Raw genomic sequence first — 22,490 nt, forward strand, 5'->3', positions numbered from 1 at the left:
ATCCCATGAAACGAATTCTGCTAACAGCGCTGCTTTGCCTGCACGCCTTGGGCGTGCATGCCGCAATTTCTCCGGCGTTGCTCGCGCCGCTGGCCGGCGACGATCCCGACGCGCGCATCGAAGCGGTCGGCAGGATCGCCGCGCTGGCCGATGCCGATGCGCTCAAGGTGCTGCAAGCGCTGAACGGCGACACGCTGTACGCCACGCCGGACGGCGCCATCCTGGTCGTCGACGGCGACAAGGCCTGGAACCCTGCCACCGGCGCCACCGGCCCCGTGCCGGACGGTGTGGACGGCGTGGTCGTCAACAATCGCCTGCGCGGTGCGGTCGAGGGCGCGCTATCCGGCCTGGCGCTGCTGTCGCCGCAGCGCGAACAGCGCCTGGCCGCAGCGCTCCAGCTGCAAGCCAAATCCGCCGACCCCGCGCAAGCGCCGCTGGTACGCAAGGCCTACGCGCTGGAGCGGGACGCGGACATCAAAACCATCCTGCAAACCCTGGTCGCCACCGCCGACCTGCACTCGCCCGACGCCGCCGTGCGCCGCGCCGCCGTGGCAAGCCTGGCCGACACCGGCGGCGCCGCGCTGCGCCCTGTGCTGCAAGCCATGCTGGTACAGGATGGCGGCAGCTTCGCCGAACCCGATCCCTCGGTGCGCAGCGCCGCCGTGGACGCGCTGAACCGCATCGACAGCCGCATCGCCCGCACCGAATTCGTCGGCAACCTGTTCTACGGCGTGTCGCTGGGCAGCGTGCTGCTGCTGGCCGCGCTCGGCCTGGCCATCACCTTCGGCCTGATGGGCATCATCAACATGGCCCACGGCGAGCTGCTGATGATAGGCGCCTACACCACCTATCTGTGCCAGTCGCTGTTCCGCAATTACTTCCCGAACGCGCTGGACTGGTACCTCGCCGCCGCGCTGCCGGCCGCCTTCCTGGTCGCGTTCGCGGTCGGCGTGGCGCTGGAGCGCACGGTGATCCGCTGGCTCTACGGCCGGCCGCTGGAAACCCTGCTGGCCACCTGGGGCATCAGCCTGATGCTGATGCAGCTGGTGCGCACCATTTTCGGCGCGCAGAACGTGGAGGTGGCCAACCCATCGTGGATGTCCGGCGGCGTGACCGTGCTTGGCTCGCTGGTGCTGTCGTACAACCGCATCGCCATCATCGCCTTCGCCATCATCGTGGTGGTGGCTGTGTGGCTGATCCTGAACAAGACCCGCCTCGGCCTGTTCGTTCGCGCCGTCATGCAGAACCGGCGCATGGCCGACTGCGTGGGCGTGCCCACCGGCCGCATCGACATGATGACCTTCGGGCTGGGCTCCGGGATCGCCGGCCTGGGCGGCGTGGCGCTGTCCCAGCTTGGCAACGTCGGGCCGGACCTGGGCCAGGCCTACATCGTCGATTCCTTCATGGTGGTGGTGCTGGGAGGCGTCGGCCAGCTGGCCGGCACCGTGATCGCCGCGCTGGGCCTGGGCGAAGTGAACAAGTTCCTGGAACCGCTGGCGGGCGCCGTCATGGCCAAGATTTCCATCCTCGTATTCATCATCATCTTCATCCAGCGCCGGCCGCAAGGACTGTTCGCGATGAAAGGCAGGAGCGTCGAATGAGCCTCAGTCTATATACTCCCCGCGCCTGGAGCGCGATCTGCGCGGTGGTGGCGGTGGCCGCGCTGCTGCCGCTGCTGAACCTCGTGTTCCCGGCCGGCCATGCGCTGCACGTTTCCAGCTATGCCATGGGCCTGGTCGGCAAGTTCATGTGCTATGCGCTGGCCGCGCTGGCGCTGGACCTGGTGTGGGGCTACACCGGCATCCTGTCGCTGGGCCACGGCGTGTTCTTCGCGCTGGGCGCCTACGCGCACGGCATGTACCTGATGCGCGCCATTGGCCGCGACGGCGTCTACCAAAGCACGCTGCCGGACTTCATGGTCTTTCTCGACTGGAAAACCTATCCCTGGTACTGGTCCATGACGGACAACTTCTGGTACTGCATGGCGCTGGTGGTGCTGGTGCCGGGCGTGCTGGCCTTCGTGTTCGGCTACTTCGCCTTCCGCTCGCGCATCAAGGGCGTGTACTTCTCCATCATCACGCAAGCCATGACCTACGCCTTCATGCTGCTGTTCTTCCGCAACGACACCGGCTTCGGCGGCAATAACGGCTTTACCGACTTCAAGCGCATCCTCGGCTTCAGCGTGACGGCTCCCGGCACCAAGGCGGTGTTGTACCTGGTGACGCTGGCCTTCCTGGTCGGCGCGCTGCTGCTGTGCCGCTGGATCGTCACTTCGAAGCTGGGCCGCGTGCTGCAGGCCGTGCGTGACGCCGAATCGCGCCTCATGTTCATCGGCTACAACCCGCTGTGGTTCAAGCTCTTCGTTTGGACCTTGTCGGCGGTGCTGTGCGGCATAGCGGGTGCGCTGTACGTGCCGCAGGTGGGCATCATCAATCCGTCCGAAATGTCGCCGGCCAACTCGATCGAGATGGTGATCTGGGCGGCGGTGGGCGGGCGCGGCACGCTGGTTGGCCCCATCATCGGCGCGTTCACCGTAAACGGGCTGAAAAGCTGGTTCACCGCGGCGTTCCCGGACCTGTGGCTGTTCGCACTGGGGCTGCTGTTCATTCTGGTTACGCTATTCATGCAAAAAGGCATACTGGGCCTGGTGGAAAAACTGAAGCGCGGCGCGCCGCCGCCGGAACCTGCACCGGCGCCCGCAGCCGATACGGCGCCGCACGCAAGCGCGCCTGCCAAGGAGGCCGCATGACCGTCAAACGCGAAGGCCTGGACACGGAGCATGGCATCATCCTGTATCTGGACGACATCACCGTGTCTTTCGACGGCTTCAAGGCGCTCAATAAACTGAGCCTGAACATCGGCGTGGGAGAGCTGCGCTGCATCATCGGTCCCAACGGCGCTGGCAAGACCACCATGATGGACGTCATCACCGGCAAGACGCGGCCCACCTCCGGCAGCGCCTTCTTCGGCCAGACCTACGACCTGGCGGGCATGACCGAATACGATATCGCGCACGCCGGCATCGGCCGCAAGTTCCAGCGGCCCACGGTGTTCGAGCAGCACACGGTGTTCGAGAACCTGGAGCTGGCCGCCAAGATGGACAAGCGTGTGCGTCCGACGCTGTTTGCCCGGCTCGGCTCGGAGCAGCGCGACAAGATCGCCGAGATCCTGCGCCTGATCCGCCTCAACGGCCAGGAGGAGCGGCTGGCCGGGCTGCTGTCGCACGGCCAGAAGCAATGGCTGGAAATCGGCATGCTGCTGATGCAGGAGCCGCAGCTGATCCTGCTGGACGAACCGGTGGCCGGCATGTCGGACGCGGAAACCGCGCGCACAGCCGAGCTGCTGAACGAGTTGCGCGGCAAGCATTCCATCATGGTGGTGGAGCACGACATGGGCTTTGTCGCCGAGATTGCGCAGCAGGGCGAGGTGACGGTGCTGCATGAGGGATCGGTGCTGGCGCAAGGCCGCATGGATCAGGTGCAGGCCGATGAACGCGTGATCGAAGTCTATCTGGGACGCTAGGGAGCCATATGCTGCAAGTAGAACAAGTGAACCAGTACTACGGCTCGTCGCACACCCTGCGCGGGGTCTCGCTGTCGGTGGAGAAGGGCGAATGCCTGACGCTGCTGGGCCGCAACGGCGTGGGCAAGACCACGCTGCTCAAGTGCCTGACCGGCGTGCTGCCGGTGGCGCGCGGCAAGGTGACGTTCAACGGGCGCGACATCACGCGCCTCAAGCCGCACCAGCGCGCGGCGGCTGGTATCGCCTATGTGCCGCAGGGCCGGGAAATTTTCGCGCGCCTGACGGTGCAGGAGAATCTGCAGATGGGCATGGCAACGCTGTCGCGGCGCGAAGCGTCCACCATCAGCGGCGAAGTGTACGAGCTTTTCCCTGTGCTGAAGGAGATGCTGGGACGGCGCGGCGGCGACCTGTCGGGCGGGCAGCAACAGCAGCTGGCCATCGCGCGCGCGCTGCTGGCCAGGCCCAAGCTGATTATCCTCGACGAGCCGACCGAGGGCATCCAGCCGTCCATCATCAAGGACATCGAACGGGTAATACGGCTGCTGCGGCAGCGCGGCGATATCGGCATCCTGCTGTGCGAGCAGTACTTCGACTTCGCGCGCGCGCTGGCGGACAAGTTCGTGGTGCTCTCGCGCGGAGAAGTGGTGGCCGCCGGCGCGCCGGACGACATGGACGGCGAGGCCGTGCGGCGGCACCTGGCGGTGTAGCGCAGCTGCCGCCGGCTCAGGCGCTCGCCACCATCGCGCCCGAGTCGGCCGAGCCGCGCAGCTTGTTCATCGCCAGCGACGCGGCGGCGGTGCGTGTCTCCACGCCCAGCTTCTCGAACACGTGCTCCAGGTGCTTGTTCACCGTGCGCGGGCTGGTGCCGAGAATGTCGCCGATGTCGCGGTTGGTCTTTCCCTTGATGACCCAGTGCAGCACCTCCGACTCGCGCATGGTCAGCTTGAACAGCGCCACCAGCGCCTGCACCTGCGCCGCGTCCGACTCTTCGCGCAGCACCACCATCCACTGCTCCGGGTTGCCCAGGTCGCCCGCGCTGAAGATCAGCCGTTGCGCGCCCTGGATCACGTTGAGCGGCGGATAGTCCAGGCCCGCCTGGCGCGCTTGCACGGTGGCCGCCAGCCACGCCGTCAGCTCGGCCGGCGTATCGGCCAGTTGCCCGGTGCCCGGCAACGCGAAATAGTTTTGCATCAGCTGCCGCGCCAGCGGCGTTTGCCAGACGATGCGCCCGGTGCGCGGCCCGATCGCCAGGGTGGCGTTGCCGAACGCGTCCAGCGCGCTGCGGGCCTGGTTCATCAGCCGCGCGGTCTGCAAGTGCGCCGCGATACGCGCCAGTACTTCGCTCTGCCGCACTGGCTTGGTCACGTAGTCGGTGCCGCCGGCGCTGAAGGCTGCCAGCACATGCTCGGTTTCGGTCAGCCCGGTCATGAAGATGATGGGTACATGCCGCGTGGCGATCTGCGCGCGCAGCTGGCGGCAGGTTTCAAAGCCGTCCATGCCCGGCATCACCGCGTCCAGCAGGATGATGTCCGGCACCGCTTGCGCGCAGCGTTCCAGCGCGTCCGCGCCGCTGTTCGCCACCAGTACCGTGAAGCCCGATTCGTCCAGTGCGTCGTGCAGCACCGCCAGGTTTTCCGGCACGTCGTCGACGATCAGCACCAGGTGGCCGGGGCGGTGCTCAAATTGCTTCGGTATCATGTTGTTCTCCCAAGTCTTGGTCTGTTTCGCTGCATTGCTCCAGCAGCCGCGCCATTGCATCCAGCTGGAAGCGGGCGGCGTGGCCACGCATGGCGGCGATGAAGGCCGAGTATTGCGGGCCGAGCGTGGCGATTTCGTCGAGCTGGTGGACAATGCCGCGCACATAGCCCAGCTTGAGCTGGGCGCGCAGTTCCACCAACTGGGCGGCGGGCGGGAAGAGCAGCACGGGCGGCGGCGCCGTCTCCGCAGCGGCAATCTCGCTGCTGATGCTTTTCGGCCCCGCGTGCGATATCCACTCCAGCTGCAGCCGGCGGCCAATCCAGTCCAGCAGCTCCGCCACGTTCACCGGCTTGACGAAGAAGTCCTCGGCCGGGATCGCCGCCGGGTTCTCCAGCCCCTTGTCGTACGCGTTGGCCGACACGATGGCGATCGGCACTTCGGAGCGGTGCACCTGGCGGATGATGCGGCTGGCCTCCCAGCCGTCCATGCCGGGCATGGCCAGGTCCATCAGGATCAGGTCCGGGCCGAGGGCGGCATAGTTGTCCACGCAGTCCGCGCCCGACACGGCCTGCGCCATCTCGAAGCCCAGCGGTGCCAGTATGTTTACCAGCAGCTCGCGGTCCACGCGCTCATTGTCCACCACCAGCACCTTGCGGCGGCGGCCCGCGTAGCCGGTACGCACCGCTTCGGGCGCGCCGTCCGCGCGCGCTTCCGTGTGCACGCGCGGCAGCATCAGCTTGATCTTGAACACGCTGCCGCTGCCCGGCGTGCTGTTGAGCGTGAGTTCACCGCCCATCAGCTGCGTCAGCATCTTGCTGATCGGCAGGCCGAGGCCGGTGCCGGCGGCGCCCGCGTGCTCGCCGGCGCTGCCGCGCGTGAACGGCTCGAAGATGGACTCGCGTTCATGTTCCAGAATGCCCGGACCGCTGTCCTCCACCTCGAAGGCCGCCATGTCGCGCGCGTAGCGCACCCGGAACACGATGCCGCCGCGCTGGGTGAACTTGACCGCGTTGCCGAGGATGTTGATCAGGATCTGGCCCAGCCGCTTGCGGTCCGCGCGCACCACGCGCGGCAGCTCGCCGGTCAGTTCGTAGCGGAACGACAGTCCTTTGGCGCCGGCCTGCTGCTCGAACATGCGCACGATCTGGCCGATGAAGTCCGGCAGCTTCACTTCCTTGATGTTGAAACTGAGCTTGCCGCCCTCGATGCGCGCGATGTCCAGCGTGCCTTCGATCAGCGACAGCAGGTGTTCGCCGCTGCCGCGTATCACGCGGATGGCCTGCTGGCGGTGCTCCGGTATCGACGGGTCGTTGTCGAGCAGCTGCGCGTAGCCGAGGATGCTGTTGAGCGGGGTGCGGATTTCGTGGCTGATGCCGGCGATATAGCGGCTCTTGGCCTGGTTGGCCTGGTCGGCCTGCTTCTTGGCCTGCTGCAGCTGCGCGTCGGTGCGGCTGTGCAGTTCGATTTCGCGGGTCAGCAAGCCGGTCTGGCGGTTCGATTCCTCCTGCGCCACGCGGCGGCTCTCGCTGGTGAGCACCAGCCACCACGCCACGATGCCGCTGGCCAGCAGCAGCGCGCCGAAGATCTTGATGAAGGCCAGCCGCAGTTGCGGCAGCATGGTGGAGCCGGCCTGGAGCAGCAGCCGTTCCTCGTGCACGTAGATCAGTCCCAGCAGGCCGCCCAGGAACAGCAGCGTCACCATCATCAGCAGCAGGTAGTGGCCAAGGCCGCTGGTGATGTAGGGCCACATGGACTTGGGCAGCAGCGCCTTCATGGCGCTGTCCCACTGCTCGGTGAAGCGCGCGTGCGGCTTGCACACGTCGTTGCAGCGCGCGTCCAGGCAGCAGCACAGGGAGCAGATCGGGCCCTGGTAGGCCGGGCAGTGCGCCATGTCTTCCGACTCGTACTCCCTGGAGCAGATGCAGCAGACTTTGCCGAGCGTGGCCGCCGGCGCCGGCTGGCGGGCAATGTAATACTTGCCCCTGGTGGCGATGGCGATCAGCGGCGCGGCGGCAAAGGCGGTGCCCAGTGCGATGAAGGCCGAGAAGGCTTGCGCCTGCGCGCCGAACAGGCCGGTGAACGCCGCCACCGACAGCACCGACGCCAGCACCATGGCGCCCACGCCCACCGGGTTGATGTCGTACAGGTAGGCGCGGCGGAACTCGATGCCCTTGGGGCTCAGTCCCAGCGGTTTGTTCACCACCAGGTCCGCCACCACGGCCGTCACCCACGAGATGGCGATATTGGAATACAGTCCCAGCACCTGGTCCAGCGCCTGGAACACGTCCAGTTCCATCAGCAGCACGGCGATCAGCGCGTTGAACACGGCCCACACCACGCGTCCCGGATGGCTGTGCGTCAGACGCGCGAAGAAGTTGGACCACGCCAGCGAGCCGGCGTAGGCGTTGGTCATGTTGATCTTCACCTGCGAGATGATGACGAAGCAGGCCGTCACCAGCACGGCGGCGGTGGGGCTGGCGAACACCTGCTGGAAGCCGGCCAGGTACATCTGGTTCGGGTTGATCGCCTGTGCCAGCGCCACACCGCTGTTAATCGCCAGCAGCGCCAGCAGCGCGCCGCCCAGCATCTTGGCGATGCCGAGCACGATCCAGCCGGGGCCGGCGGCCAGCACGCCCAGGTGCCACTGGATGCGGTTCCTGGCCGTCTTTTCCGGCATGAAGCGCAGGAAGTCCACCTGTTCGCCGATCTGGGTGATGAGCGCCACGCCGACGGCGGTGGCGGCGCCGAAGGCCAGCATGTTGAACTGGCCGTTGCCGGGCGACTGGCCGGCGAACTGCCCCAGTTGCGTGAGCAGCTCCGGCTGCTTGACCGCGATGGCGATAAACGGCAGCACCAGCAGCAGCAGCCAGACCGGCTGCGAAATCATCTGGATGCGGCTGATCAGGGTCACGCCGTGCGTCACCAGGGGGATCACCACCAGCGCGCTGACCATATAGCCTATCCATAACGGCAAGCCGAAATACAGCTCCAGCGCGTAGGCCATGATGGCCGCTTCCAGCGCGAACAGGATGAAGGTGAAGGAAGCGTAGACGAAAGACGAAATGGTGGAGCCGATGTAGCCGAAGCCGGCGCCGCGCGTGAGCAGGTCCATGTCCACGCCGTACCTGGCGGCGTAGTAGCTGATCGGCAGGCCGGTGAGGAAGATGATCAGGCCCACTGCCATGATGGCCCAGAAGGCGTTGATGAAACCGTAGTTGACGGCGATGGTGCCGCCGATCGCTTCCAGCACCAGGAAGGAGATGGCGCCGAAGGCGGTGTTCGACACCCGGAACACCGACCATTTGCGGAACGAGCGCGGCGTATAGCGCAGCGCGTAGTCTTCGATGGTCTCGTTGGCCACCCAGGTGTTGTAGTCGCGGCGGATCTTGACGATGCGCTGCGGCGGTTCCTGATCGGCCACGCCCGTTTTTGGTGCAGACACCGGCATTTTGCATTCCCAGGTAGCGTAGTCCTGGTGTTGCTAGCAAGTTTTACGCCCGGCGTTGGCCGGCGCGCTCCCGTGTCACCTCATCCACCATCTCGCGCAGGGCCGCCAGTAGCGGGTGGCGCGCCGTGTGCCGGGTGCCGTAGCCAAGGTTGAAGGCGTAATCGAAATCGTCCGGGTTCATGCCCTGGTTGTGCTGGATCATGGTCTCCAGCTTGTCGAGCCCCTTGACGATGCGCGCCTCGGGCGAGGCGGCGTTGTCGTACTCGTCCCATAGCGACAGCAGCTGGGTGCGCAGGCGTTCCGGCAGCGGGGCGGCCAGCGTCTGCAAGTCCTCCCGTTCGCGCGCCGATTTGTCCGGCATGCCGGGCGTTTGCGCGATGGCCGGGATGTCGCCATGGAGCGCCTCGCCCAGGTCGTGGATCACGCACATTTTGAGGATGCGCGCGAAGTCCAGGCCCGGCAGCTCGTCTTCCAGCAGCATGGCGAACAGGGCCAGGCGCCAGCTGTGTTCCGCCGTGCTCTCGCGCCGGCCCTCGGAGGTGTGTGCCGTGCGCAGCACGTTTTTGAGCCGCTCGGCCTCCTGCAGGAAGGCGATGCAGCCGGTCAGTTCGGATTTGTCCATGCCCTTACTTTACCAGCAGCGGGTTTTCTGCCGCAAATTGGTGCAAAAGAATGGCACGGTAGTTGCATCGTGGGAGTGACCGATACCTCACTCTTGAAAGGAATCCCATGCCGCAATCGACCCACACCCAGGACGCGCACATGGCGCTGAGCGCCCGTATCGTCACCGCCAAGGCCATGCGGGACCTGAGCTGGGCGCAGCTGGCCGAAGGCACGGGCCTGAGCGTGCCGTATGTGACGGCGGCCCTGCTGGGCCAGCACGCGCTGCCGAAGGCGGCCGCCTTCGCGGTGGCGCAGCGGCTCGGCCTGGACGCGGAGGCGGCAGCGCTGCTGCAAACCATCCCGCTGCGCGGCAGCATTCCGGGCGGCGTGCCGACCGATCCGACCATTTACCGCTTCTACGAAATGGTGCAGGTGTACGGCACCACGCTGAAGGCCCTGGTGCACGAGCAGTTCGGCGACGGCATCATCAGCGCCATCAACTTCAAGCTGGATATCCAGAAGGTGGACGACCCCGAGGGCGGCTCGCGCGCCATCATCACGCTGGACGGCAAATTCCTGCCGTATAAGCCGTTCTGAACACAAAAAAGCCCTGCGCCGTTTCCGGGGCAGGGCTTTCCTGATGAATCCTGGTGGTGATAGGTGGACTTGAACCACCGACCCCAGCATTATGAATGCTGTGCTCTAACCAACTGAGCTATATCACCGAAAGGTTGGTGGTGATAGGTGGACTTGAACCACCGACCCCAGCATTATGAATGCTGTGCTCTAACCAACTGAGCTATATCACCGCAACGGCCAGCATTATCGCGTTTTGGGCCGGGGGCTGTCAAGGAAACGGCGGAATTATTTTGCTGCAGGGCTGTTTTTGATGGCGATTACATAACTTCCGGGGTCAGCCCCCCCGGGGCTGACCCCGGGTGTTGATCGCGGCCAGCATGGTGCCGGCCGGGTCCGGCGCCAGGCAATCGATCACCGCGCGCTCCGGCATCGAGCGCAGCCAGGTCAGCTGGCGCTTGGCCAGCTGGCGCGTGGCGATGATGCCGGTCTCGCGCATGGTCTTGAAGTCGATGCTGCCGTCCAGGTATTCCCAGGCCTGGCGGTAGCCCACGCAGCGCATGGACGGCAGCCCGGGATGCAGGTCGCCACGGCGGCGCAGCTGGGCCACTTCGCTGATCAGGTCGCCATCCGGGCTTGCCTGCAGCATGATGTCGAAGCGGCGCGCGATGCGTTCGTGCAGCACGGCGCGGTCGGACGGCTCCAGCGCGAACGACAGCAGCTCGAACGGCAGCGCGGTCTTCTCGCGCAAGGCCAGCAGCTCCGACATCGGCTTGCCGCTCAGTGCGATGATCTCCAGCGCGCGCTGGATGCGCTGCGCGTCGTTCGGCGCCAGGCGGGCGGCGGTGGCGGGGTCTTGCTGGGCCAGGCGGGCGTGCATCGCCGGCCAGCCGTGGCGCGCGGCTTCGTCTTCCAGTGCGGCGCGTAGCGCCGGGTCGGCGCCGGGCAGGTCGTCCAGGCCGTCGGCCAGGCCTTTAAAGTACAGCATGGTGCCGCCCACCAGCAGCGGCAGCTTGCCGCGCGCGACGATCTGGTCCACCAGGCGCAGGGTGTCGCTGCGGAACTGGGCCACCGAGTAGGAGTCGAGCGGGTCGATGATGTCGATCAGGTGGTGCGGCGCGGCGGCGCGCTCCTCGCGCGTGGGCTTGGCGGTGCCGATGTCCATGCCGCGGTACACCAGCGCCGAATCGACGGAGATGATTTCGGACGGGATCTGCTGCGCGATGGCCAGTGCGGCGGCGGTCTTGCCGCTGGCGGTGGGGCCCATGATGGCCACGGCCAGCGGCTTGGCGGCCGGCGGTTTGCTTGCTTGCGTCATGATGCTTTTTTTTTCGGTTACTGGCCGCGCAGGAACAGCTTGTCCAGCGCGTTGATTTCGACCTGCACCCAGGTCGGGCGGCCGTGGTTGCACTGGTCGGCGCGTTCGGTGCTTTCCATCTGGCGCAGCAGGGCGTTCATTTCCTGCACCGACAGGATGCGGTTGGCGCGCACGGCGGTGTGGCAGGCCAGGGTGCCGAGCAGCTCGTTGCGGCGCTCGATGAGCACGCGCGAGCCGCCGAATTCGCGCACGTCGCGCAGCACGTCGCGCGCCAGCGTCTGGGCGTCGGCGTTCTTCAGCAGGGCAGGCACGGTGCGCACCGCCAGGGTGGTGGGCGACAGGGCGGCGATGTCGAAGCCCAGCGAGTGCAGCGTTTCCTGGTGCTCTTGCGCGGTGCCCACTTCCACCGCGTCGGCGTAGAAGGTGACGGGGATCAGCAGCTGCTGCACTTGCATGTCCTGGCCGGACACTTGCGCGTCCAGCGCGTTTTTCAGCTGTTCGTACAAAATGCGCTCGTGCGCGGCGTGCATGTCCACCAGCACCAGGCCTTTGCTGTTTTGCGCCATGATGTAGATGCCGTGCAGCTGCGCCAGCGCGAAGCCGAGCGGGAATTCTTCGGCGGCCATGGCGGCCGAGGAGGCGATGTAGGGGGCGGCTTGGGGCAGGGCGTAGCCTGCGCCCGCTGCGCCTGCGCCGGACATGCCGCCGCCGAGGCCTGCGCCGCCCTGGCCGTTGCCGTCCGCGCCGCCGCTGCCGGCGCCATCGCCGCCATCAACACCGTAACTGGCGCGCGCGCCGAAGGCGCTGCCGCCGCTGAACAGGGCGCCGTAACGCTCCGTGCTCTGGGCCACGCCGCCGTGGTTGCCCGTGTCGCCGAACTGGCGCTGCGGCTGGCCGAACGGCGAGGCCGAGAAGGTCGGCTGGTAGTCGGGATTGAGGATGGAGCCGAACGAGGTCTGCTCCTGCGGGCGCCACGGCGCGGTGGCGGTCAGCCCGTCCGCCGCTGGCAGCGGCGAGGGCACGCTGCCGTGCGAGGTGGCCGAGGTCTGCGCCAGCGCGCGCTGCACCGCGTGGAACACAAACTGGTGCACCGCGCGGCTGTCGCGGAAGCGCACCTCGATCTTGGACGGGTGCACGTTCACATCCACCAGCGCCGGGTCCAGGTCCAGCGCCAGCACGTAGGACGGGAAGCGGTCGCCGTGCAGCACGTCCTCGTAGGCAGCGCGCACCGCGTGCATCAGCACCTTGTCGCGCACGAAGCGGCCGTTGACGTAGAAGTACTGGCCGTCGGCGCGCGCCTTGGAAGCGGTGGGCAGGCCGGCGTAGCCGTGGATGCGCAGCGGGCCGGCGTTCTCGTCGATCGGCAGGCGCGCGGTGGCGAAATTCTCGCCCAGGATCTGTGCGCTGCGCTTGGCCATTTCGCCCACCATCCAGTGGTCCACGGTCTTGCCGTTGTGCGCCAGCGAGAACGCGACGTCCGGCCGCGCCAGCGCGATGCGGCGCACCACGTCGGCGCAGTGGCCGAATTCGGTCTGCTCGGACTTCAAGAACTTGCGGCGCGCCGGTGTGTTGAAATACAGGTCGCGCACGTCGATGGTGGTGCCGTGGGCGCCGGACGAGGGCGTGACGGTGCCCAGGTGCGAGCCGGTGATTTCCCAGGCGTGCGGCGCGTCGGCCGTGCGCGAGGTGAGCGTGACGGCGGCCACGGACGCGATGGAGGCCAGCGCCTCGCCGCGGAAGCCCAGCGTGTGCACGTTTTCCAGGTCGTCCAGCGAGGCGATCTTGGAGGTGGCGTGGCGCGCCAGCGCGAGCGGCATCTGCTCGGGGGCGATGCCGCGGCCGTTGTCGGTGATGGCGATGCGCTTGACGCCGCCTTCCTCCAGCCGCACGGTGATCTGGGTGGAGCCTGCGTCGAGCGCGTTCTCCAGCAATTCCTTGACCACCGCCGACGGCCGCTCCACCACCTCGCCGGCGGCGATCTGGGAAATCAACTGGTCGGGCAGGGCCTGGATGGGACGGTGTGGGGCGGGAGCGTTCATGCCGTGATTATAAAACACGGTGCTCCGGGAAATTAGTTGCCCAGTTAATTAACCCTGACCCCATTTTGTTTATTTGCCAACTTCGCGCACGGGGATGGTGACGTTGCACAGCTCGACGTAGCCGGCCGGGACCTTGGTCCACGGGCCGCCGCGGTTGCGCTGGGCTTCGGCCACGGCCTTGAAGCTGGCCGAGTCGGTGCGCATGACTTCGAGCTTGAGGCGCTCGGCTTCGGGCACGTCGGCCGCCAGCCGCACGGACTTGATCGGCGTGCGCTGCTCGGCCTTGTCATAGAAGCCGAGCGCGCCGCTGCCGCGCGGCAGCGAGGACAGCAGCGGCATGCCGGACACCACCCGGCCCACCACGGTGATGTTGCGGTCCAGGTGGCGCGGCGCGTGGCCGGTCACCGCGTACAGCGAACTGCCGTTGGCGCTGTCGCTGTCCACGTCGCGGCCCACGCCGACCATGCCGTAGCAGTGCGCCAGCCAGGCGCGCCCGGTTTTCGGGTCGCGCGCGGACGGGAAACCGTTCGAGTGGCCGACCTGGGCGGCATAGCCGTCGCGGTCGGGCAGCAGCGTGAATTGCTTGTCATTCGACAGCGGCACCGTGAATTCGCCCGGCAGCTTGGCCTTGGCGGCCTTGAAGGGGCGCGGGTTCTTTTCGTCCGGGTCGCCCCATTGGGCCACATAGTTGTCGTGCGAACGCAGCATGGCCAGGCCGTCGAAGTAGTGCTCGCGCACCAGGGCGCGGATGTTGGCGGCGTGCGCCGGGGCGAAGGCGGGCGCCAGTTCGATCACCACGCGGCCGGCGGGCAGGTCCATATACAGCGTGTGCTCCGGGTCCAGCGGGCGCCAGTCCGCCGCCCTGGAGGCTTGGACCACGTCGGCCACGGTGGGCCTGGGCGGGTTGGCCGGCTCGGCGGCCCGGACGGCCTGGGTGCACAGCACGGCCAGTGCCGGGATCGCCAGCACGGTTTTCGCTACGTTGTACGCATGCATCTATTGGTCTCCTGGTTTCTCATTTGCGAGTCGGGGAATTGTAATACCGGCATGCGCCCCCATACTGCAGGTGGGCAAAATTAAACCGTGACTACAATCTTGCACCGCTCAGTGTGGTGTATGATTCCGGCGCTACCGGCGTTACCTTTTTGGGATTTTTATGGAATTCATGCAATTACTGGACATGCTGGTGCATGTCGACAAGGCCCTGGACACCCTGATCGCCCATTACGGGGTGTGGATCTACGCGGTGCTGTTTTTCATCATTTTTAGTGAAACAGGCTTGGTCGTGCTGTTTTTCTTCCCTGGCGACACCCTGCTGTTCATCGCCGGCGCCTTGTGCGCCACCGGCCAGATGAACCTGCCGGTCCTGATCGCGCTGCTGATCACGGCGGCCGTCACCGGCAACACCGTCAATTACTGGATCGGCGAGGCCATCGGTCAACGGGTATTTACCCACGACTACCGCTGGCTGAACAAGGACGCGCTGCACCGCACGCATGAATTCTTCGAGAAGCACGGCGGCAAGACCATCATCCTGGCCCGCTTCATTCCCGTGGTGCGCACTTTCGCGCCCTTCGTGGCGGGCGTGTCGGACATGACCTTCAGCCGCTTCCAGCTGTACAACGTGACCGGCGCGGTGGCGTGGGTGGTGTCGCTGACCGTCGGCGGATATCTGTTTGGCAATATGCCTATCGTGCGCGACCACCTGACCACCATCGTCATGGTGGGCGTGGGCGCAGCCATCGTGCCGCTGATGCTGGGCGGCGCGTGGAAGCTGGGCCGCCGCGTGCTGGGCCGCTGACCGCGGCAATTGCAATACTAGTAATAATGGCAACAACGGCCGCAGCGCCATGCTGCGGCTGATTTCGTCCTGCACAGCTCAAGTTTTCCCCCTGTGCAACCGTTAAACCAGGTATGCATTTCTCATTCCTGGACTCCCATGCGTAACCTGATCGCCTTCAGTGCCAGCTGGCTTGCCATTGCGGCAGCGGGCGCCGCCGATCCTTCGCCTTATGCGCCGCCGTTGAGCAAGATGGCGCAGGCCAATATCAGCAACATCCGTCCGTCCAATCCGTCGCCTATCGGTCTTGGCGGCGCCAATGGCGCCAATGGCGCCGCTAGCGGGACCGCCAAGCCGGGCGCCAGGGCGCCTGCCGCGCCCAAGCTGAGCGAGCGCGAACGCGAGGAGCAGGCCGAAGCGGAACTGTCGGCCAAGATCGCCGAGCGCCTGGCGCAGATGCGCGCCAACCAGGCCGCGCGCGCCGCCGCCGCCGCCAAGGCCAGGAAGGATGCCGCGGCCAAGGCCGCGAAAATCGCCGCCATGCCGCCGCCGCGCGCCAACGGCACGCACTGGGCCTACGAGGGCGAATTCGGCCCGGCCAACTGGAGCAAGATCAACGCGGACTGGGCCAAGTGCGGCAGCGGCAACCGCCAGTCGCCGATCGATATCCGCGACGGCATGAAGGTGGACCTGGAGCAGATCACTTTCGATTACCGCCCGTCCGCCTTCAACGTGCAGGACAACGGCAAGACCGTGCAGGTGACCATGGGCGGCGGGAATTTCCTGTCGGTGGGCAACCGCATGTACGAGCTGGTGCAGTTCCATTTCCACCGGCCGTCGGAGGAGCGCATCAACGGCAAGGGTTTCGAGATGGTGATGCACCTGGTGCACAAGGACGGCGAGGGCCGCCTGGCGGTGCTGGCGCTGCTGCTGGAGCGCGGCAAGCCGCAGCCGGCCATCCAGACCGTGTGGAACAACCTGCCGCTGGAGAAGGGGGACGTGACGGCGCCCTCCATCGTGCTCGATCCGAACGACCTGCTGCCGCAGCGGCGCGACTATTTCACCTATATGGGATCGATCACGGAGCCGCCGTGCACCGAGAACGTGCTGTGGCTGGTGATGAAGGAGCCGGTGCAGGCGTCGCCGGCGCAGATGGCGCTGTTCAGCCGCCTGTATCCGCTCAATGCGCGCCCGATCCAGCCTGCATCGGGCCGCATCATCAAGGAATCGCAGTAATGGTGTGCAGGCCGGTCCATTCGGCGCCGGCTTTCAGCTCTTTCTGGTCCACGCGCGCCGGTTCGATGCAGACGAACTCGCGCCATTCGTGGTCGGCCATGTCGGTCAGCCTGGCCGCGTTTTCCGCGCCCGGGTTCCATACCACCCATTCCGAGAAGCCTTGCTGCTGCAGCAGCAGCTTGCTGACAGCGGTGTGCAGTTCCAGCTCCTGCGGCGCGGCGTAGATATTGTCCAGTGGCGGGCCGAAGGCGATGGGTCCGGGCTCCAGGCCGTGCAGCGCGCTTTTCAGGAAGTCGCCCGCCGCATAATAGGTGTGCAGCGCGCTGGCGAAGTCGAAACTGCTTTGTCCGGTATTGCGCACGTTGAAGCGCATCTGCAGCGCGTTGCCGCGCAGCGCGAAGCGCAGGCGCAGCGCGAAGTCGTGCGGCCAGCCGGCGGCCAGTTGCCCCGGCACGTCGGCCTGCGTCAGTTCGAATTCCACCTGCACGCCCTCCGCGTCGGCGCCATGCTCGCCCAGGCGCCAGCTGGACAAGCGCGCCAGGCCGTGGCGCTGGCCGTCGCCGCGCGTGGAGAACTGCGGGAAGATCACCGGCACGCCGCCGCGTATGGCCGCGCTGCCGTCCATCGGCGAGCATTCGCTCAGGAACAGGCGTTCCTTGCCCTCCGGCGTGGTCCACGACAGCAGGTGGGCGCCGAACAGCGTGATGATGGCCTGCGCGCCGTCGGGCGCGGTGACACGGATTGCCGGCAGCGCGCCGTAGGTGACGTGCTCGATTCCACTGTTGATCATGGATGTCCTTTAGGTGGTGCGGCTCTTGGCGAGCGGCGGATTCTTGGCGAAGTACTGGCGGATGCCTTTGACGACGGCGTCGGCCAGCTTGTCCTGGTAGCCGTTGTCTTTCAGCCTGGCTTCTTCTTCCGGGTTGGAGATGAAGGCGGTCTCGATCAGGATCGACGGAATGTCGGGCGCTTTCAGCACCGCGAAGCCGGCCTGCTCGACCGAGCCCTTGTGCAGGCGGTTGATGCCGCCGATCTCGCTCAGCACGGCCTTGCCCAGCTTCAGGCTGTCGTTGATCTGGGCCGTGGTGGACAGGTCGAACAGCACGCTGGCGAGCTGCTTGTCGTGCCCTTGCACGTTCACGCCGCCGATGTTGTCGGCGTCGTTTTCCTTGTTGGCCAGCCAGCGCGCCGCACTGGAACTGGCGCCTTTTTCGGACAGCACGAACACCGACGAACCGCGCGCGGACGGCTGCACGAAGGCGTCCGCGTGGATCGACACGAACAGGTCGGCCTGCACCTTGCGCGCCTTGTCGACCCGGGTGCCGAGCGGCACGAAGTAGTCGCCGTCGCGCGTCAGCATGACGCGGATGTTGGGATGCTGTTCCAGCTTGCCCTTGAGCCGCTTGGCGATGGCCAGCACGATGTCCTTTTCGCGCGAGCCGCTGGAGCCGATGGCGCCGGGGTCTTCGCCGCCGTGGCCGGGGTCGAGCGCGATGGTGATCATGCGCGCCACCTTCTGGCCCGGCAGGGGCTTGGCCTGCGGCAGCGGTTCACGCGTTTCCGGTTTGGCCTCGGGCCTGGCGTCCGGATGCGCGGCGGCGATCTCGGTCTTCTGCGCGGCCGCTTCGGCCTTTGCCTCGGCCTTGATCTCGGCGCGCGCCTCGGCCTTCGCCTGCGCGGCCTGCGTGGCCTGGCTGGCCTGCACGCCGGTGCCGGGGGAACCCGGAGCGCCGGGGACAGGTGCGGCGGCGGCGGGAACTGCGGGCGCGGTGGCGATGGCCTCGCCCGCCGGCAGCGCCGGCGCGTCGCTCCAGTCGCCTTTTTCTATCATGGCGGCAATGGGATCGAGCGCGTTGACCGGGTACAGGTCGAAGATCAGGCGGTGCTTGTACTGGCCGGCCGGCGCCAGCGCGAACACCTGCGGCGTCACTTCCTCTTTCAGGTCGAACACCAGCCGCACCACGTTGGGCCGGTTCTGGCCCACGCGCACCTGGCGGATGTAGGGGTCGTTCGACTGGATCTTGGCGACCAGCGACTTCAGCGTGGGATTGAGCTCCAGGCCTTCGATGTCCACCACCAGGCGCTCGGGGTCCTTCACCACGAAGTGGGTGGCCTTCAGGTTGGAATCGTTCTCCAGGGTGACGCGGGTGTAGTCCGCGGCGGGCCACACGCGCACCGCCAGGATCTGGGCGGCGCGCGCCGACAGCGGCGCCATGACCGACAGCAGCAGGGCGCTGCCGGCGCGCAGTACCGTGCGCCGGTGGCGGGACTTTACATGTTCGGTGCGAATTTGAGGCGTTGCAGGCATGACAGACCTAAAGCGGAGGACGCTTGCAATTCTACATCACGTCCTTCGCCAGCCACAGCCAAGAATATATGCAGGTCCGGCGGCGGCAGCACCGGGTCGGCTTTCTCGGGCCATTCCACGATGCAGATGTTGTCGCCGTTGAAGTCCTCGCGGAAGCCGGCGTCGAGGAATTCCTCGGGGCTGCTCATGCGGTACAGGTCGAAGTGGATCACGTTGACGGCGCGGCCGTCGAGCTGCACGCTGTACGGTTCGGACAGCGTGTAGGTGGGGCTTTTCACATTGCCCTGGTGGCCGGCCGCGTGCAGCAGCGCGCGGGTGAGGGCGGTTTTGCCCGCGCCCAGGTCGCCGTGCAGGTAGATCGCCATGCCCGGCAGGAGCGCGCGCGACAGGGCCGCGCCCAGGGCGGCGGTGCCGGCTTCGTCGTGGAGGTGGGATTTAAAGTGCTGCATCGCATAAAATGTGGGTTGTAAACCGTTGCATTGTATAGCCGATCACACTTGTGCCGACACTTCCTGCCCACCTCAATTTAGACGAACTTGCCCGTTCCATCAAGGAGTGGGGCATGGAGCTGGGCTTTGCCGAAGTGCGCGTGGCCGATATCGACCTGTCGGCCCAAGAGGCGGGCCTGCAAGCCTGGCTGGACGCCGGCATGCACGGTGAAATGGACTATATGGCCAGCCACGGCATGAAGCGCGCCCGCCCGGACGAGCTGGTGCCGGGCACGGTGCGCGTGATCACCGCGCGCATGAACTACCTGCCCGGGTCGCTGGACGCAGATTGGCGCGAACGCGAGGCCGCGCGCATTGCCGATCCATCGGCGGCCGTGATTTCGGTCTATGCGCGCGGCCGCGACTACCACAAGGTGCTGCGCGCGCGGCTGCAGCAGCTGGCCGACCGCATCAAGGGCGCCGTGGGCGACTTCGGCTACCGCGTGTTTACCGATTCGGCGCCGGTGATGGAGCTGCCGCTGGCCGAGAAGTCCGGCCTGGGCTGGCGCGGCAAGCACACCTTGCTGATCAACCGCAGCGCCGGCTCCATGTTCTTCATGGGTGAAGTCCTGGTCGACCTGCCGCTGCCGGTGGACGAACCGGCCGGCGCCCACTGCGGCCAGTGCAGCGCCTGCATCACGGCGTGTCCCACGCAGGCCATCCTCGGCCCGGGCCGGCTGGACGCGCGCCGCTGCATTTCCTACCTGACCATCGAACTGAAGAACGCGATACCGGAGGAGATGCGGCCCCTGATCGGCAACCGCGTGTACGGCTGCGACGACTGCCAGACCGCCTGCCCGTGGAACAAGTTCGCCCAGCGCGCCACCCTGCCGGATTTCGACGAGCGGCACGGCCTGGGCAGCGCCGGCATGGTGGCGCTGTTCGGCTGGAGCGAGGAGGAATTTAACCGCAAGATGGAGGGCAGTCCGATCCGCCGCATCGGCCATGAGCGCTGGCTGCGCAATATCGCGGTCGGACTGGGCAACGCGGCGGCGGCCGGCGCGCGGGGCGACCCCGTCATCGTGGCCGCGCTGCAGGCGCGCCGCGCGCACCCCTCGGCGCTGGTGCGCGAGCACGTTGAATGGGCGCTGGCGCTGCATGCCTAGCGGGCGCCACGCGGCACGCGCCAGGCAGCAGGGGCGGCGGGGTCAGGGCGCGTCGGTCGGCGCGTTGCCCGCTGCGGCGCCGGGCGCCACGGGATTGCCGAAGATCTGACGGTAGCTGGCGTAGAAGGCGCAGTGGAACAGCACCGAGAACAGCACCAGCACGATTTGCATCACCATGACGAACAGGGTGGGGCTGCCGCCGAACAGCGCGCCGACGATTTGCGACAGCAGCAGCATCAGGCCGAACTGGCTGACGGCAAACACCACGAAGGTCTTGAAGGCGCGCAGCACGCCGAAGAAGCTGTAGAAGATGGATTTGCCCACGCCCATGTTCTGGAAGTAGATCAGCGGCGCGGCGAAGCAGAAGGCCATGGCGGCCGGCAGGCCGATCGCCAGGATCAGCAGCAGCGCGCTGCCCAGGCTGGCGTCGCGCACTTCGGCCGAGTCATGCGCAATCTTGCCGGTCAACAGCTTGACCAGCATGCCGTCGCTGACCAGCGAGGCCAGGCCGATGGCCAGCGCGGCGGCCGACAGGTACAGCAGCCCGACCGCCACCAGCTTGGGCAGGGCCGGCTTGCGGAAGCCCGACAGCAGCAGCGCCGGCACCACCCGCTTGCCCTGCTCGACGTCGGCGCAGGCCTGCATGAAGGCCACCGAGAACGCCGGGATCAGCACAATGGCGGCCAGCTGGCCAATCATGGGCACGATGCTGAGCACCAGGTTCAGCATGGCGTACAGCATGGCCAGCGAGGTCAGGCTGCCAGGCTGCTGCCTGAACAAATCAAAGCCCTGTTTGATCCAGAGCCAGCCGGTGCTTGCGGGGAGTTTGCCCATGTCGGTTTTTCAGTACAGTGCGGGTGCCGCAACGGCGATGCGCTCGCGCAGGATGCGTTCAAAGTGGGTCGGATCGTGCGGCGTCAGCATTTCCGCTTCGCGCGGCAGGTGCAGGTCGTACAGGCGCGACAGCCAGAAGCGCAGCGCGCCGGCGCGCAGCATCGGCTGCCAGGCGGTCTGTTCGGCTGCCGTGAAGGGGCGCACCGCGTGGTAGGCGTCCAGCATGGCGCGCACGCGGGCCGTGTCCAGCACGCCGGTGTCGAGGTCGATGCACCAGTCGTTGACCGTCACGGCCACGTCGAACAGCCAGCTGTCGCAGCCGGCGAAGTAGAAGTCGAAGAAGCCGGTGAGCTTGTCGCCGTCGAACATCACGTTGTTGCGGAACAGGTCGGCGTGCACCGGACCTTGTTGCAGCAGCTTGTAGGTGCCGCAGCCGTAGAACGCTTCCTGGAAATGCATTTCGGCGCGCAGCAGGTGCGCTTCGGACTCGCTCAGGAAGGGCAGCACTTGCGGCGTGGCCCAGTTCCACCAGTCCAGGCCGCGCAGGTTGGGCTGCTGCGCCGGGTAGTCCAGCGCCGCCACATGCATCCTGGCCAGCATGGCGCCCACCTCGGCGCAATGCACCGGCTGCGGGTCCATCTGCGACTTGCCCACCAGCTTGGTGACGATAGACGCGGGCTTGCCGTGCAGGGCCGTGACCAGTTCGCCGCCGGCATTGGCGATCGGCGCGGGCACGGCCACGCCCCGGTCGGCCAGGTGGCGCATCAGGTTCAAATAAAAGGGAAGTTGCTCGAAAGACAGGTTCTCGAATATCGTGAGGACGTATTCGCCGCTCTCGGTAGTGAGGAAGAAGTTACTGTTTTCGATGCCGGAAGCGATGCCTTTGATCGCAACCGGTTTGCCGAGGGGAAATTGCGTGATCCACTGGCGGACGTCATCCAGGCTGACCGGGGTAAAAACTGCCATGAGAAGCGAATATGATTGAAATTAAGCTGCGGGAGCAAGAAGCCGGTGACTCAGCGCATGCTCAGCGTTTCGCTGGCGGAGGCGGCGGGGCCGGCGTGTCGTCGGCCGCCTCGTCTTCCTTCTGCTTGGTCTTCTTCTTGCCGATGTCGAATTCCATCACGGTCCACTGCGGTCCGCGGTTGGCCTGGCCGGCGGCGTCGCCGGGCAGGGCCGTGGTGCTGGTGGTGTTTTGCGCCTTGACGGTGTAGGTGCTGGGGCCGCTCTTGACCTTGGCCTCGGTGACCCGGCCGCCTTCGCGTTTTTCCGTGACTTTGCGTTCGTTGGCCGGCTTGGTGGTAACCGTGATCGGCGTGTCAACTTCTTCGATTTTGTCGAGTTTCGGGGGCGCGGCCGAAGGCGTTTGAGCCTGGGCGACGCTGCTCAGGGCGAGAATGAGGACTGGCCAGATTGTGGATGCACGCATGATGTATACCGCCCTGTTAGATGAATTGCTAGATTCCGTATGTGCCCATTGTAACAAACCGACACGGTTCCGGTTTTAAAATAGTCTGCGATAATGGCCGACTCC

Annotated in this window: 20 protein-coding genes and 2 tRNA genes; 8 read left to right on the forward strand and 14 right to left on the reverse strand. The window is 66.5% G+C overall.

All coding sequences use genetic code 11. The features are described 5' to 3' along the window. Positions 1–5: 5 nt before the first annotated feature. From urtB to urtE, 4 genes are read left to right on the forward strand one after another with little or no spacing between them, the layout of a single operon-like run. Entirely contained in the window at positions 6–1,601 is a 1,596-nt protein-coding gene (urtB, locus tag ASD15_RS02875; RefSeq protein WP_057153214.1) for an urea ABC transporter permease subunit UrtB, read from the forward strand. Beyond that, positions 1,598–2,749: an urea ABC transporter permease subunit UrtC gene (gene urtC, locus ASD15_RS02880; RefSeq protein ID WP_082551505.1), complete on the forward strand. Its 1,152-nt coding sequence runs from the start codon at positions 1,598–1,600 to the stop codon at positions 2,747–2,749. The genes urtB and urtC overlap by 4 nt, the downstream gene beginning before the upstream one ends. Beyond that, positions 2,746–3,522 carry an urea ABC transporter ATP-binding protein UrtD gene (urtD, locus tag ASD15_RS02885; RefSeq protein ID WP_057153215.1) on the forward strand — a complete coding sequence of 259 codons (777 nt, stop codon included), beginning with the start codon at positions 2,746–2,748 and terminating at the stop codon, positions 3,520–3,522. Before urtC ends, urtD begins: the two co-directional genes overlap by 4 nt. Positions 3,523–3,530: 8 nt before the next feature. Further along, positions 3,531–4,229: an urea ABC transporter ATP-binding subunit UrtE gene (gene urtE / locus ASD15_RS02890; RefSeq protein ID WP_057153216.1), complete on the forward strand. Its 699-nt coding sequence runs from the start codon at positions 3,531–3,533 to the stop codon at positions 4,227–4,229. A gap of 16 nt (positions 4,230–4,245) precedes the next feature. Here the strand turns inward: urtE and ASD15_RS02895 are convergent, their stop codons facing one another. The 3 genes from ASD15_RS02895 to ASD15_RS02905 are packed head-to-tail and all read right to left on the reverse strand — an operon-like array spanning position 4,246 to position 9,290. Continuing rightward, positions 4,246–5,220, reverse strand: a complete 975-nt coding sequence (locus ASD15_RS02895; protein ID WP_057153217.1) for a response regulator transcription factor — start codon at positions 5,218–5,220, stop codon at positions 4,246–4,248. Beyond that, a complete protein-coding gene (locus ASD15_RS02900) occupies positions 5,201–8,668 on the reverse strand; it encodes an ATP-binding protein (RefSeq protein ID WP_057153218.1) in 3,468 nt (1,155 codons plus the stop codon). Before ASD15_RS02900 ends, ASD15_RS02895 begins: the two co-directional genes overlap by 20 nt. A 43-nt stretch (positions 8,669–8,711) precedes the next feature. Further along, entirely contained in the window at positions 8,712–9,290 is a 579-nt protein-coding gene (locus ASD15_RS02905; RefSeq protein ID WP_057153219.1) for an HD family hydrolase, read from the reverse strand. A gap of 107 nt (positions 9,291–9,397) precedes the next feature. Here ASD15_RS02905 and cynS point away from each other — a divergent pair, with 107 nt between their 5' ends. Continuing rightward, entirely contained in the window at positions 9,398–9,868 is a 471-nt protein-coding gene (gene cynS / locus ASD15_RS02910; RefSeq protein WP_057153220.1) for a cyanase, read from the forward strand. Positions 9,869–9,919: 51 nt separating this feature from the next. On the opposite strand, the gene ASD15_RS02915 is transcribed toward cynS, so the two are convergent. From ASD15_RS02915 to ASD15_RS02935, 5 genes are all read right to left on the reverse strand, one after another. Beyond that, positions 9,920–9,996 (reverse strand) — tRNA-Met (locus ASD15_RS02915). 7 nt (positions 9,997–10,003) lie between these two features. After that, positions 10,004–10,080 (reverse strand) — tRNA-Met (locus ASD15_RS02920). A gap of 104 nt (positions 10,081–10,184) precedes the next feature. Beyond that, positions 10,185–11,165 carry a tRNA (adenosine(37)-N6)-dimethylallyltransferase MiaA gene (miaA, locus tag ASD15_RS02925; RefSeq protein WP_082551506.1) on the reverse strand — a complete coding sequence of 327 codons (981 nt, stop codon included), beginning with the start codon at positions 11,163–11,165 and terminating at the stop codon, positions 10,185–10,187. A 17-nt stretch (positions 11,166–11,182) separates the two neighbouring features. After that, the gene (gene mutL, locus ASD15_RS02930; RefSeq protein ID WP_082551507.1) at positions 11,183–13,204 is read right to left on the reverse strand and encodes a DNA mismatch repair endonuclease MutL; all 2,022 of its coding nucleotides are present in this window, start codon (positions 13,202–13,204) and stop codon (positions 11,183–11,185) included. A 69-nt stretch (positions 13,205–13,273) separates the two neighbouring features. After that, entirely contained in the window at positions 13,274–14,200 is a 927-nt protein-coding gene (locus tag ASD15_RS02935) for a peptidylprolyl isomerase (RefSeq protein WP_057153222.1), read from the reverse strand. Positions 14,201–14,360: 160 nt separating this feature from the next. Between ASD15_RS02935 and ASD15_RS02940 the strand changes: the two genes are divergently transcribed. Together ASD15_RS02940 and ASD15_RS02945 are read left to right on the forward strand one after the other, a co-directional pair. Continuing rightward, positions 14,361–15,005: a VTT domain-containing protein gene (locus ASD15_RS02940; protein ID WP_057153223.1), complete on the forward strand. Its 645-nt coding sequence runs from the start codon at positions 14,361–14,363 to the stop codon at positions 15,003–15,005. Positions 15,006–15,143: 138 nt separating this feature from the next. Next, complete coding sequence (locus tag ASD15_RS02945; RefSeq protein ID WP_057153224.1) at positions 15,144–16,220, forward strand: carbonic anhydrase; 1,077 nt, start codon at positions 15,144–15,146, stop codon at positions 16,218–16,220. Here ASD15_RS02945 and ASD15_RS02950 read toward each other — a convergent pair. The 3 genes from ASD15_RS02950 to tsaE are packed head-to-tail and all read right to left on the reverse strand — an operon-like array spanning position 16,204 to position 18,977. Next, entirely contained in the window at positions 16,204–17,010 is an 807-nt protein-coding gene (locus tag ASD15_RS02950) for a D-hexose-6-phosphate mutarotase (protein WP_057153225.1), read from the reverse strand. The two genes, ASD15_RS02945 and ASD15_RS02950, sit on opposite strands and share 17 nt — an antisense overlap. A 9-nt stretch (positions 17,011–17,019) precedes the next feature. Then, complete coding sequence (locus ASD15_RS02955; protein ID WP_057153226.1) at positions 17,020–18,528, reverse strand: N-acetylmuramoyl-L-alanine amidase; 1,509 nt, start codon at positions 18,526–18,528, stop codon at positions 17,020–17,022. Beyond that, entirely contained in the window at positions 18,492–18,977 is a 486-nt protein-coding gene (gene tsaE / locus ASD15_RS02960) for a tRNA (adenosine(37)-N6)-threonylcarbamoyltransferase complex ATPase subunit type 1 TsaE (protein WP_057153227.1), read from the reverse strand. Before tsaE ends, ASD15_RS02955 begins: the two co-directional genes overlap by 37 nt. Before the next feature lie 50 nt (positions 18,978–19,027). Here tsaE and queG point away from each other — a divergent pair, with 50 nt between their 5' ends. Next, positions 19,028–20,122 (forward strand): tRNA epoxyqueuosine(34) reductase QueG, encoded by a 1,095-nt coding sequence (gene queG / locus ASD15_RS02965; RefSeq protein WP_057153228.1) that lies wholly within the window; start codon positions 19,028–19,030, stop codon positions 20,120–20,122. Between the two features lie 42 nt (positions 20,123–20,164). Here queG and ASD15_RS02970 read toward each other — a convergent pair whose 3' ends face one another. The 3 genes from ASD15_RS02970 to ASD15_RS02980 all read right to left on the reverse strand — a co-directional run bounded on the left by ASD15_RS02970 (position 20,165) and on the right by ASD15_RS02980 (position 22,385). Further along, entirely contained in the window at positions 20,165–20,956 is a 792-nt protein-coding gene (locus ASD15_RS02970) for a BPSS1780 family membrane protein (RefSeq protein ID WP_057153229.1), read from the reverse strand. A 9-nt stretch (positions 20,957–20,965) separates the two neighbouring features. Next, positions 20,966–21,922 carry a homoserine kinase gene (locus ASD15_RS02975; RefSeq protein WP_057153230.1) on the reverse strand — a complete coding sequence of 319 codons (957 nt, stop codon included), beginning with the start codon at positions 21,920–21,922 and terminating at the stop codon, positions 20,966–20,968. A gap of 61 nt (positions 21,923–21,983) precedes the next feature. Then, positions 21,984–22,385 carry a hypothetical protein gene (locus ASD15_RS02980; RefSeq protein WP_229418037.1) on the reverse strand — a complete coding sequence of 134 codons (402 nt, stop codon included), beginning with the start codon at positions 22,383–22,385 and terminating at the stop codon, positions 21,984–21,986. Positions 22,386–22,490: the final 105 nt, after the last annotated feature.

Origin of the sequence: Massilia sp. Root351 (assembly GCF_001425045.1) — a bacterium.
Lineage (GTDB): Bacteria > Pseudomonadota > Gammaproteobacteria > Burkholderiales > Burkholderiaceae_D > Rugamonas.